General features: G+C 49.4%; 9 protein-coding genes and 4 pseudogenes. 11 read left to right on the plus strand and 2 right to left on the minus strand.

Annotated elements, in window-relative coordinates; translation table 11 throughout:
- Positions 1-291: 291 nt before the first annotated feature.
- The 5 genes and pseudogenes from JCM13995_RS10455 to JCM13995_RS10475 form a co-directional block, all read left to right on the plus strand.
- A pseudogene (locus JCM13995_RS10455) lies at positions 292-852 on the plus strand (TetR/AcrR family transcriptional regulator); the annotation flags it as partial.
- A 160-nt stretch (positions 853-1,012) separates the two neighbouring features.
- Positions 1,013-2,361 (plus strand): annotated as a pseudogene (locus JCM13995_RS10460) (DUF2252 domain-containing protein).
- A gap of 111 nt (positions 2,362-2,472) precedes the next feature.
- Complete coding sequence (locus JCM13995_RS10465) at positions 2,473-2,835, plus strand: hypothetical protein (RefSeq protein ID WP_054665376.1); 363 nt, start codon at positions 2,473-2,475, stop codon at positions 2,833-2,835.
- 114 nt (positions 2,836-2,949) lie between these two features.
- Positions 2,950-3,795, plus strand: a complete 846-nt coding sequence (locus tag JCM13995_RS10470) for a hypothetical protein (protein ID WP_054665380.1) — start codon at positions 2,950-2,952, stop codon at positions 3,793-3,795.
- A gap of 198 nt (positions 3,796-3,993) precedes the next feature.
- Positions 3,994-5,036 (plus strand): annotated as a pseudogene (locus JCM13995_RS10475) (YihY/virulence factor BrkB family protein).
- Between the two features lie 79 nt (positions 5,037-5,115).
- Here the strand turns inward: JCM13995_RS10475 and JCM13995_RS10480 are convergent.
- Both JCM13995_RS10480 and JCM13995_RS10485 read right to left on the minus strand, forming a co-directional pair.
- Positions 5,116-5,589, minus strand: a complete 474-nt coding sequence (locus JCM13995_RS10480; protein ID WP_054665383.1) for a glutathione peroxidase — start codon at positions 5,587-5,589, stop codon at positions 5,116-5,118.
- A 95-nt stretch (positions 5,590-5,684) separates the two neighbouring features.
- Positions 5,685-6,149 carry a flavodoxin gene (locus tag JCM13995_RS10485; protein ID WP_054665386.1) on the minus strand — a complete coding sequence of 155 codons (465 nt, stop codon included), beginning with the start codon at positions 6,147-6,149 and terminating at the stop codon, positions 5,685-5,687.
- 401 nt (positions 6,150-6,550) lie between these two features.
- Between JCM13995_RS10485 and JCM13995_RS10490 the strand changes: the two genes are divergently transcribed.
- The 6 genes and pseudogenes from JCM13995_RS10490 (at position 6,551) to JCM13995_RS10515 (ending at position 12,261) form a co-directional block, all read left to right on the plus strand.
- The gene (locus JCM13995_RS10490; RefSeq protein ID WP_054665389.1) at positions 6,551-7,486 is read left to right on the plus strand and encodes an NAD-dependent epimerase/dehydratase family protein; all 936 of its coding nucleotides are present in this window, start codon (positions 6,551-6,553) and stop codon (positions 7,484-7,486) included.
- Positions 7,487-7,504: 18 nt separating this feature from the next.
- Positions 7,505-8,297 (plus strand): annotated as a pseudogene (map, locus tag JCM13995_RS10495) (type I methionyl aminopeptidase).
- A 788-nt stretch (positions 8,298-9,085) separates the two neighbouring features.
- Positions 9,086-9,424, plus strand: coding sequence for a hypothetical protein (locus JCM13995_RS10500; protein WP_054665393.1), 339 nt, complete (start codon positions 9,086-9,088; stop codon positions 9,422-9,424).
- Positions 9,425-9,432: 8 nt separating this feature from the next.
- Positions 9,433-10,104, plus strand: coding sequence for a hypothetical protein (locus tag JCM13995_RS10505; RefSeq protein ID WP_054665396.1), 672 nt, complete (start codon positions 9,433-9,435; stop codon positions 10,102-10,104).
- 674 nt (positions 10,105-10,778) lie between these two features.
- The gene (locus tag JCM13995_RS10510; protein ID WP_054665398.1) at positions 10,779-11,882 is read left to right on the plus strand and encodes a hypothetical protein; all 1,104 of its coding nucleotides are present in this window, start codon (positions 10,779-10,781) and stop codon (positions 11,880-11,882) included.
- 13 nt (positions 11,883-11,895) lie between these two features.
- Positions 11,896-12,261 (plus strand): hypothetical protein, encoded by a 366-nt coding sequence (locus JCM13995_RS10515; RefSeq protein WP_156314446.1) that lies wholly within the window; start codon positions 11,896-11,898, stop codon positions 12,259-12,261.
- Positions 12,262-12,415: the final 154 nt, after the last annotated feature.

The following is a 12,415-nucleotide window of genomic DNA, read 5'->3' on the forward strand; positions in this document are numbered from 1 at the left end:
AATGAGTTTTTGTTTTCTTATCGTCAGGGTGGTTTTTCCGCGATTTTCACAACACTGCGCCGGTCCGGATCACGCCTCAAGATAACGCGTGCACAACAGTTGTTCACCCAGGCAAAGATAGCGGGTGAAGCTTAGACACCAAAGGTTACAGCGGCCATCACATTATTATAAAAATTGTTAGATATTCATTGTCTTTATACCCTAATCTGTTAAAATAACGAGGTAAGTGTAAGCATTTTGTGTAGGGGGTTTATGTTTCAATAGAATATCCGGCAAATAGGGGGAACTATTATGGCACGGAAAAAAACAATTACGCATGATCAAATTCTTAATGCGGCGTATGCGTTGGTGGTCGAAGAGGGCTTTAAACACTTTACTGCGCGCAACATCGCCAAGCGAATGGGGTGCTCGACGCAGCCGATTTACCTCGAGTTCACCAACATGGCGGATCTGAAGCAGGCGGTGCTGGACGAAATCAAGCAGACGCTGGAAGTCAAAATGAGCCGCCGCTTCACCACCGATCCCATCGTGGATCTGGGACTGGCGTACATCAATTTTGCGCTCGATAACCCGGCACTTTACCGGGCGGTGTTCATCGAGGATCACTTCGGGGTCGAGGACATGCGGGAGTTTGCCTTCCACACTGCCATTGAGCGGCTTGACGACTACGCGCCGGCGGAACAAATCAGTGAGGAGCAGCGGCGCAACACCATCTCTGGGCTGTGGATCGTTGCGACCGGCATCGCCAACCTGATGGCCCCGGACTTCATTGAGATCTCGCGGGAGCAGATGATCGAGATCCTGCAGGCCGTGATTCACGACTTCATCGTGAACAAGCGCTTCGCCAAGGATTCCGTCAAAATGGATCTGCGCGCCGCACTGAAAAAAAGCAGAATAAATAATGTCAGCACCATGAGAGAGTCGCTCCGGCTTTCTTTTTTTATGCGCTTGCACAAGTTTATTGCTTGCGCTAAGTTGAAAGCGGAAAGCGGGTGATTTTATGCGAGCGGAAATGATCGAAGAACTCAAGAAGCTTCAGCGGCAGACCAACATCACCAACATCGCCGCCTTACATGATCTGGGCAAGGCGCAGCGGGAGACTGTGCCGCTGTCTTCGCTGGGCGATCGGCCCATCATTCAGCGAGACCCGGTGGCGTTTATTGACGCGATTGAGGCCAACCTGATCCAGGAGTTGTTGCCGCAGCGGCACCAGAAAATGGGGGCCAACCCAGCGGCCTTTTTCCGCGGAACCGCGGAGCTAATGGCCTATGACCTCAGCCACGAGCCGCAGTCGCACCTGCGCGTGCTGACGGACGGGGATGCCCACCTGCAGAACTTCGGCTTCTACGCGTCGCCTGAGCGCAATATGCTGTTTGACCTCAACGATTTCGATGAGGCTGCGCCAAACTCCTTTGAATTCGATGTCAAGCGGCTGACCACGTCGATTTATCTTTTCGGCGGCCAGGAGCACTTCGGCGAGGCGGCGGTCGATCAGCTGGTGAAAGACGTCGCGCGCACCTACCGCAAGACGTTGAAAAAGGCCTTCAAGACCGGGGCGTTGGAACGGTTTTACGCCAGCACAGCGGTCGACAACTTGGTGGCCGAGCTGCCGGCCGAAGAGGATGCACAGTTTGTCCGCGACGTGGTCAAAAAGGCGGCCAATCGCGATAACGAGTCGGTCGTCAAGAAGTTCACCGTGATGCACGGCACCCACCTGCGCTTTAAGGACGATCCGCCAAGGTCGGTTCACCTTGAGCAAGGGCAAGAAATTGCGATGATGCACGGGTTCTTGCAGTACCAGCAAACCACCCGCGCGGATGTGGCGCTGCTGCTTGGTCAGTACCACATTACCGACATCATTCGCCACTCGGTTGGGATTGGCAGTTTTGGCACCAGCAGTTATTTGATGCTGCTGACAGGGCTGGGCGGCTCGCACCTGGTTCTGCAGGTCAAAGAGGCGCTGCCAAGCGCCGGGACCTGCTGCCGTCGCGCTTGGAAGTCACGCTGAACCAGGAAGTCAGCGAAGGCCAGCGCATCATTTCGTCCACGCAGATTCTGCAAAAGGCCTCGGATCCGTTCCTGGGCTGGTTCAACGCCTTCGGCAAAAGCTTTTACGTTCGCCAGTTCCGCGACATGAAAGGGTCGATCGACGTTTCGGCGTTGTCGTGGACCCAGTACCAGGCCTACTGCCGGGTGTGCGGGTACCTGCTGGCGATGGCGCACGCGCAAAGTCCCATGGCCGCCGTGGCCGCCGGCTACATGAACAAGGACTTTGACGCCGCGATCCAGCACTGGGCCAAGGATTACCTGCACCAGGTGACGGCCGACTACGCGGCGTTCATTGAGAAGTATGACAGTTGAGCGCTTCAAGGCGCCGGTCGATGCGGCGCCTTTTTGCTGGAGTCGAATTCGTTGACTCACTGGCCAAAACTCCCTACGCTGGGCTCAAAAAGGAAAAGCGGGGGCTTGGCGATGGCGACGACACTCAGTGCGCTGGTGGTGGAAATGGCTGCTGAACGGCCGGTGATCACGGTCACCGACCAGGGGCTGATCAGCTTATTGTTCAGTTTTTCAGATGCATGGCAGCCGTTGCCCAGTGCGGTGGCGCCAGACGACACGCTTCAAAGGGGCATCTTCGCGGCCCAGGCCGCGCAGTTGGTCGCGCACGCGAGTCTTGGGCTCGCATTGCACATGCAGCCGCGGCGGTTTGTCTACGCGGCCTATTTCGACGCGCCGGTACCAGCAGTGCAGCAGTTTTTCCTGCATGCTGGCCAGTACGAGTTCATCCTCGTGCGGCCTAACCAGTTGACGCTGACCCTGGTTGACTTCCTATAAGGGCCTGCTCAGCCGATTTTAACGTTTGTGTAAGACGTCTCCGGAATCACTGCTCGTGGCCGTGAATTCGGTTACAATAGACTTGCAAGCAATTTACCTTGGAGGCGAACAATCATGAAACAAAGCATTCTGATTATTCCACTGGCGCTCTTGGTCTTGGGAACCGCGGCCTGCGGCAATTCGTCCAGCACAAACGATTCATCCAGCAGCAAGGCCAGTTCCAGCAAGGTCGTCAAAAAGGCGACTAAAAAGCATAAGAGTCAGAAAACGGCGCAGTCGGCCACCACGTCTAAGGCGGCTGCGTCTTCCAGCAGTACCAGCAGCAGTCCTGCAACGGCCAGCAGCAAGCCGGTCGACCGGCTGACCCAGGTGAAGCAGGCCGTGCAAGCAAAACTACCTGGGGCTAAGTTCCCGAGCAGCTACACGGCGGCGGCCGGCAAGAGTTTGAACGTGCAAGCCATTGGCAACAGCCAAAACTACGGCTTGTACCTGAGCGAGGGCCGCGCGCTGCCATTCAACGATGCCAGTTTGGACGGGTTGATCGCACCGGTCGCCATTAAGAAGACAACGTACACGACCCCCGCCGCTGCCGAGGCGCAGATCAACTATCGGGCGGTCCAGGCGGGTCTGCCGACCGTCAGTGTGGGCGATCATCTGACCGCCACCGAGGAAGGTGCGGCTGGTTCAACTTACCTGACTTGGGCGGAAGGGCGCTGGTCGCTGTCGCTGCAGTCCTCAACCATCAACGGCGAAAAACCGCTGCCGCTGGCGAACCAAGTCACCAGTCTGCTGAGCAAAGAGATGCTGCCGGTGCCGGCTGGGCACGGCGCCATCAGCCTGACCACCACGACCACTAACACCCGGAATAATTCGGTGTCCTGGCGTGAGGGCAATGCCCTTTACACGGTGTCCAGCACGGATCCGCTGAAGGCGCTGCAGACGGCGATTGATTTGAAATAGCCGCCAGGTTCAGCCACGAGGCCGGTTGGCCGTGGTCAGCATTCAACAGCCCGACTGCCACTGCGGCGGTCGGGCTGCTTTTATGCGCAGAAACTCGTGGCCGCCTACTTTTCGGCGACCTATACACTTTCCTGACGTGGGCGATTGTTAGTTTGGTATAATCAAAGAAGATGGCGGTGGTGAAGGGAGGGAACAGTGATGAGCAGCAGTGGGCCAAAAGCGGTGATCAAGCACAGCAGTAGGCGAAAAGTGAAACTTACTGAGGCCCAGAAGCAGGCCGTGCATTCAGGGCAGATTCCCTTGGCCAGCATCCGCGTCTCTCGCGGCATCAAGCTACGTGAGGCAATTAAGCTCATGTACGACCGCGTGATGGATGCGCAGATCGGGGTCATGTCAGCTGCACTGGCTTACTATACTTTGCTTTCACTGTTTCCAATATTCATTGTGGTCGGGAACCTGTTGCCATTTTTTTTGGGTTCAGCTACGCTCAGATCCAAGGATACCTGACCCAAGTGATTCCGACCGACGTGATGAACTTTATCAATCCCATTATCAAAAACCTGATTGCTACCTCGTCCGGTTCAGTACTTTCCGCCGCTGGGCTGGTCACCTTATGGACTGCAGGCCTCGCGGTGAATGGGCTGAAAACCGGATTTAACCGCGCGTATGACGTCAAGCCGCGGCAGAATTATCTGGTGCAGCGGCTGCTTTCGATGCTGATGCTGTTTATCTTGGTGCTGATGCTGGGTGGGGTCATGGTGATGTACACGTTTGGTCGCCAGTTTCTTGAGTGGCTTGTTCCGTTGCTGCACTTGTCGACGGCGTGGCTCGACACGTTTAACACCTGGCGCTGGCCGGTAACGTTGTCGTCACTGTTCCTGATCATCTTCGTCATCGACTTCTTTCTCCCCAACGCTCGAATCAAATTTTGGACGATCCTGCCTGGGGGGACATTCACCGTGGTCGGCTGGTTGGTGCTCGGCCAAGTCTTTTCCTGGTACATGCGCCACTTCGGCACCCGAATCTCCACCTATGGCACCTTGTCCACGGTGATTGCCTTGCTGCTGTGGCTGGACGTGATGGCGATGCTGTGGTTGATCGGGGTTGTCGTCAACGCCATCATTGCTGAGTACTACGGCGGGCACCCTAAGAGTAGTAAGGGGAAAGTCCACGATTTCATGCGGAAAAACCGAGATGACTGGTGGCACGGCGGACGGATGACTTGTTTAAGTAAAAATTGAGCAGTGGGATTCACCCACGGGCCAACGCAAAAAGGACTTGCTCGACTGCAACTGACAGTTGGGTGAGTCCTTTCGTGATTTATAGCAGCTTTTTAATGGCTGGAAGCATGTCATTGGGTTTCGTCTTTGGGGCGAATCGTTCAATCACGTTGCCTTCGCGGTCGACTAGGAACTTGGTGAAGTTCCACTTAATTTTCTTTGAGCCTAAAGCGCCTGGTGCCTGTTCGGTCAAAAATTTGAACAGCGGCTGGGCGTCTTCGCCGTTAACCGGTCCGACTTCATGCATTGGGAAGGTGACGCCATACGTGGTGCGACAGGCCTGCGCGGCTGCCTTACCATCGCCAATTTCCTGGTGGAACTGATCAGAAGGAAAGCCCAGAATGATGAGTCCCTGATCTTGAAACTGCTTGTAAATTTCTTCCAGTTGGCCGAATTGTGGGGCAAAGCCGCATTTCGTGGCGGTGTTAACAATGACCATGGGCTGACCGCGATACTTGCTTAGTGGGTACTTGGTGCCGTCTTCCAGAGTGACAGTGTAATCATAAATGCTCATATTACCGTGCCTCCTTTAATGTGGTCATTGTACCGCGAAGAATCAGCAGCGCACAAGCTAATTGTCTTCTAGCAAAGATTGATTCAATCTGCGAATCAGACATTCAGTTCTTTGGCTTTATCGACTAGTTGCTTGGTGAACTTTTCGAGTGCTTTGATGTCGTCGGCCTCAGGGGAGAGGTCGATTTTGACGTTGTCAGCGCACTTAGTCGCCCCAGATTGGGCGAAGGCCTTGTCAAAGTCATCGACGGCGGTCGCAAAATCGTCGTAGAAGTGATCACCGCTGCCGCAGCAGCCGTAAACCTTGCCTTTAAGATCGGTTTCCTTTAAGTCATCATAAAAGTCTAGTGATTCGTCTGGCAGGATACCTTCATCCCCGTCAGAGTATGTATAAGTTGCGGTGACACAGATTTCTGCGTCTTTGAAATCCTCAGCCATGGCCTGGCTGACTTCGGTAGCATCAACGGTGTAGCCGTACTTCTCAAGCTCTTCCGCCACGATATCGGCGATTTCTTCATTATTGCCAGTTAGGCTGGCGTAAACAATTTTTGCAGTTGGCATTATTTATTGTCCCTTCATTGTTTTGCTTGTCTTGATATGCTCATTCTAACCGAATGATTATAGCAGATATGCTTCTTCTAAAGGAACAGTAGTCGTCTGTCTGAGCACATTCTGTGTGCGGGTCAGTACTGAAGAATGATCTAGCAGATTTAATGTGTTTTTGAAAGATTTCTTGCTCGACTTTCATAGGTTAGTCTACCGGAGTACTGCTTATAAAGGTTCTGTACAGGGCAGTAATCACCTATTTCTCTATAGCTGAGAGACATTTTGCGGATTCTTAAAGTGAAGATTTTTCCTTCCTGATCGTCTGCTAAAATATTGCTTTGTGGCCAGACCGTTGAGGGATGGCCGTTTGTGTTAAAATTACTAATGGAGTATTTACTAACTGATGGAGGCGTCGTATGGCTAGTTATCTAATCACAGGTGGAGCCGGATTTATTGGTTCAAACCTGGTTGAGCTTTTGCTTCAGGCACCAGACACGACAGTCACAGTGGTCGATGATTTATCCATGGGCAGTGTGAACAACATTCCGCAGTCGGATCGTGTCACTTTTATTCAGCACACGATTACGGATCATGAGTTCATGAGTCAGTTGGTGATTGAAAACAAGTTTGATTACTATGTTTTACTTGCTGCAATTGCCAGTGTGGCCGATTCGGTTGAGCGGCCCTACGAAACACATCAGGTCAATCAAGAAGCCAATCTGAACATCATTGAGACGCTTCGCCGAGAGAAGCTGCCATTCAAAAAGCTCTTCTTTTCAAGCAGTGCGGCGGTCTATGGTCAGCTACCAGAGATGCCGAAGCGCGAGGATCAGGCGGTTCAGCCGCTCACGCAATACGCAGTTGATAAGTATGCGACTGAGCGGGCTATCATTAACTATGGTCGGCTGTATGATATGCCGATGGTTTGTGCGCGTTTCTTCAACGTTTATGGGCCTAAGCAGAACCCAGCCTCACCTTACAGTGGGGTGCTGTCGATTATGCTGGACTGCCTAACAAATGATAAACCATTTTCCTTCTTTGGGGACGGGTCACAAACCCGGGACTTCGTTTATGTTGGTGATGTCGTCAATGCCATTCGTGGTTTATTACAGACGCCAGCGGCCCGAAATGATGTTTTCAACATTGCCAATGGTAAGCAAACCAGTCTAATGACGGTTGCCAAGCAGCTGGAAAGTTTGACGGGCAAGAAATTAAATGCTAGTTTCAAGCCAGGGCGCTCCGGTGACATTCACGATTCGTTTGCGGATGCTTCGAAGATTAACGCACTAGGTTTCATGACGCACACGCCGCTTGAAGATGGTTTGGCCAAGTACGTCGCATCAGTAAAATAATTAGGGAGATGCAAGTTTTTGATCACATTAAAGTCTGATCGTGAAATTGAAGGTATGGCCAAGTCTGGGGAGATTCTTGCGGGCATGCATCATGCCGTGAAGAAAATCATCAAGCCCGGGGTGTCAAGCTGGGAAATTGAAAAAGTTGGCCGCGAGTACATTGAATCTCACGGAGCCATTCCTGCTGAGCTGGGGTTTGAGGGGTATAAGTACGCCACTTGTGTCGCCATCAACGATGAGGTTGCGCATTCGGTTCCTCGTAAGGTCTTTACCTCAAGGATGGTGACATTGTCACCGTTGATACGGTAGTTAACTGGCAAGGCTATATGTCCGACTCCGCTTGGACATACGCAGTTGGTAAGATTTCACCGAAACGTCAAAAGTTGATGGAAGTCACTAAGAAAGCCTTGTATCTCGGCATTGACCAAGCAGTCGTTGGTAATCGGCTTGGCGATATCGGTTATGCGATTCAGCATTACACCGAAGACGAGATGGGCTATGGCGATGTTCGTGAGCTGATTGGTCATGGTATTCAGCCGACCATGCATGAAGCGCCAAACGTTCCTCACTACGGTGAACCGGGCCATGGTCTTCGCCTTAAGGCGGGGATGACCATCACGATTGAGCCGATGATCACCACTGGGACCTGGAAGATCAAGCTAAGCAGGTGCCCAACGATGACTGGGAATATTACGTCACTGCTGATGGCTCTGACTGCGCCCAGTATGAGCACACCTTGGTTATTACGAATGACGGACCAAAGATTCTTACAAGTGAGGATCATGAGGCCGACGCGAAGTATATGCTGTGATTCACTGACCAGGTTGACGCGAGTCGGCTTGGTCTTTTTACATCCCGGTGTAGAGGCCAAATGCGATAAAGTGTAGTGCCATGTTGTAACAAGCAACAGACTGGACCTCCGGCCGCCAGAGCGGTGGAAGTCCGGTTGAAAACTGTTGCGCATCAAGAGCAGGAGAAACGTTGGTTCAGAAGATAAGACCCTGATAGGTCTCCGGACATTGATGTATATTTACGAACATACTAGCGATATTTTTTTAGTCGTTCTCGGCTCTCTATCCCGGAATCAAAGCAGCCAGAAGTGGTCTGGTTGGTGATAGGCGATACCAGATCCACTCGAGCGTTTATTCAGACGATTAAATAATTCGAATTTCGAATATTGGCCTGCTTGTGGTCTGCTTGGAAACGCTCTGGGCATTCTAGCAACGTTTTTTTGCCTTGTTTAAAAGCTTCGTTGGATGCTATTTTTCTCGTTGCGGGTTGCTTGCTTGGGTGCAGTGTTCGTGCGGATATTTGTCATAGTCTGTTTTTCCATCTGGGAGTGCCATTTGCCAGATGGACTTCAATGGTCGCAATTACTCTTTTCCTAGGTGGGGTTCAATTGCTATCTCTTGGAATCATTGGGTTCTATGTTGGTAAGATTTTTCCTGAAGCAAAAATTTCATATCTATTATAAAAAGGAACGAGAGATGGATTCAAAAATCAGCCATGATATCAGCAAATGATTGTAATGATTTTTTTCTTCAAGAGCTTAGATCGTTATTGTAGTAGATTAACGAGTCAATTATTCAAGGGTGCGAAATGAGTCAACGAGTTGCTAAATGGGATAATGTGAAGTTCATTTTAATTTGTTTTGTTGTGCTGGGACATGTCATAGATCGATTTGGAAGTAGTGGCGGCTTTATCGGGGCGGTCGGCTTTTTTTTATTTACGTCTTTCATATGCCTGCTTTTATCTTTGTTAGCGGTCTTTTTTTCTAAGCGAAACATCAAAGAACACCGTTATTCGAGAATATTTCTTTATTTTGAATATTATCTGATGCTCAAAGTTCTTCTGATTGTCACTCAGTTCTCAGCCCTGGCGCAGGCCTGGAAATCATTTTCTTTATTAATGGAAAGTGGAGTTCTTGGTATCTTCTAACGCTCTTTTTGGCTCAGATAGTATCTATTTTTCTTCAGCGATTTAGTGGGAGAAACGTCCTACTCGGTTCAATAGTGATTGCTTGTATTGCAGGCTATATCGCACAAATTGGCGATTTTATGGCCTTATCTAGAACCATTGCGTTCTTTCCCTTTTTTTATGCTGGGGTGTTGACTAATCCCCGTGATCTTGCTGAAAAGTTTAAGAACAAGCGGCTGTTACTGGTTGGGTTAGTTATTCTTACGCTGGCTTTTGCGGCCATTTGGGTTCTTCTACCTCATCTTGGTTCTTTATGGCTGTTCCTGACAAACCGGATGTCTTTTAAATATGGGACCTCTGTCGTACCTGTCTGGGGTGGCTTGATTCGACTGGGTTATTATCTTGTTGTTACTGTGATGATGTTGGCGTTCTTTTCGCTTGTTCCGTACGGGCATACCTTTTATACCTTGCTTGGAGCAAAAACAATGCAAATATATGCTTTTCACATCGTCATTGTGCGTTTGTTAGAGGATCTGCTGAACGTTGACGGGCTGTTGAAGCAAGTAATTCCAAGCTCATTCTGCGTCATAATGATTATCACAATTTTAGCAATCGCGATTTGCTTGACGCCACCAGTTAGTTGGTTCAACCGTTGCCTTTTCCCTACGGTATCTGATTTGAAGAAGTTCTGGCGACGCTGAGCCGAAACTGAAGTGAAGGGGGGTCTTGATTGTTATTAAGCATACTCCGGTGCGGAAAGTGGATTAGCTGAGCCTTACTTATTACGGTAGTTCATTTGCAGTACAAATGAACTACGTACCTTATTTTGAGGCTTATGGTTTTGATTGGTTGACTATTTTGCCAGCAAAATCATGGTCAAGTCGGTAAAGTTTTAGTCTGCATCTAGCAGCCCATCTTAGCCTCTGATTGAGGAAAAATTTTGAGCAGCGAAGAACGATTAGCTTTCACCGACTCTGACATAACACTGGATAAAGTGTTATGTGATTTACAGTCCTGCTTTTGTCGGAGTTAATTCTTAAATATTTGGAGACTCTGTTATAATTACTTTTAGTTTGCAAAATTTGTTTAATTATCAGGTGACGTTTATGAGTAGCAATTCATCGAAAAGTGATAGGCCTTTAAAAATGAGGTTGGCCATTACAGTACTCGGAATCGTTTTTGCGACCGCTGTAATTTTTTTCACAGATAGCCTTTGGGGACAACGGCGTTTGGCTTTACACTATCTCTACAAAGGGTATGGACATTAAGTGGGCATTAGGTGTCCTCTCTGCGTACGGACTCCGGATATTGGCGATGACAGCTGATTTGGGCCATGGGGTTAGTTGTACGACGTCGACAAACAGTAGCAGCTGCAATGAAAGTCTGGCTGACCACTGTTTGGATTGGTATTGTTCTGCTAACCGGGCTATTGGTTTTAAATAGTCAGATGTGGCATGCTTCTCTGTATAATACGGTTTTTCTGATCAGTCGAAACGCTTTTCCGATGGTTTCTGGGTTAATTGTGTTTATTCTTCTAGAGCCCTATATTGAGAAACGAGCTTCAGACCAACGCTTTAGTCTTTTAGTTTGGATTTTATTAACACTCGATATCATCTTTAACTTGGATATTTTACATTTTGGTAATGGTGCCACGTTTACTGGTATTTTCATCGCCGGGTGCATTGCTCTAATTCATACCAGACGGCCGGAGTGGCTTTCGAATAAATCTCTGTGGTTGCTGGCCATAGCTGTTTTCTCCTTGTTGTTCATGGGTTGGGCATTATCGAGTCGCCAGATGGCAATGGTGAACTCCATTCGCTTCGTTACAATGTTCTCGCCGCTCACGGTCGGTCCGGCTATTTGGTTGCTTCAAGTCCTCGAAAAGTTACCAGGGCTCCGTCCGCAACATGGTGAGAAGTCAAAGTTACTATCATTTAGCCAAGGCGCTGTGTTAGTTGCACTTTTTACAGCTTCTTATAGTCCTTTTTCTAACTATCTTGGTGGAACCTTGAATCGTGTGAAACGATTCTTGCCTGGGGGCCTTCGGGTGGTTGCAGCTCCTGTGGCGTCTTTAATTGTGGCGGTCTTTCTTGTCATAGTGACAGTTGTTGTCGTGAGTCTGATTCGTCATTTTCAGCTTTGGAAGAGGTTCGACAGATATTGGCATACCGATTTTTGGGATGCCTTAGGGCTACTACGCAATCATGCTGGAGATATATTCTCACGGATATGGTCTGAGTATTATCGCCCTATTGTGGCTTTCGGAACGTTTTACGTCACCCAGGCAATTGCAACGCTGCTAATGAGTACCTCATTGCAGATGACTGAGTTGATGACTCACAAGACAGACAGTATTTTTTTCAACCGTTGTCTTAAGTTATCCTTTCAAGATTCTTGGTACGGTCCTGATTATGGGTGCTGCATACTGGATTCTCGAGGCGTTCACGAACCGTTACTGGCTTTCCGTGATTACGATTAATGCATTTTGCCTCGTGTATGCGATTGCCAACCGACTTAAAATCATTAGTCGTGCCACACCGGTTGTTCCGTCTGATATGGCCGAGTTAGGGTCGTTTAAGGAAATTCTTAGTTTGGTTAATCCACTTGTTGTTTGGGGTGTTTTGATCGGACTAGTTCTTGTGGTGGTCGCGATTGTTTTGGTTGAGCGTCGTGCAAGTAAGGTGATTCAATCTTGGCCGAGCCGGATCACAAAGGTTCTTGTCAGCCTTGTTTTTCTTCTGGGATTAGGAAAGATGGGTGGAAGCTATTCTTTCTCTCGAAATGTTCTGGAAGTGTTTGGTATCTATAATAACGGCAGCGCAATATGCTCCTATATGCCCAGGAAAATGGGCCAATAATGGCATTCTTAAGTCAGCTAGACGTCAAAATAATGGACCAGCCTAAGGGATACTCGAAGCAAGCAATCAATAATATTGTTAAGAAATACCAAGTTCGAGCTAGGACAATCAACAAAACTCGGACAGTTGAGCCAAAGAACTTAACCTCAATTTT

The organism is Lacticaseibacillus camelliae DSM 22697 = JCM 13995 (genome assembly GCF_001311195.1).
GTDB lineage: Bacteria > Bacillota > Bacilli > Lactobacillales > Lactobacillaceae > Lacticaseibacillus > Lacticaseibacillus camelliae.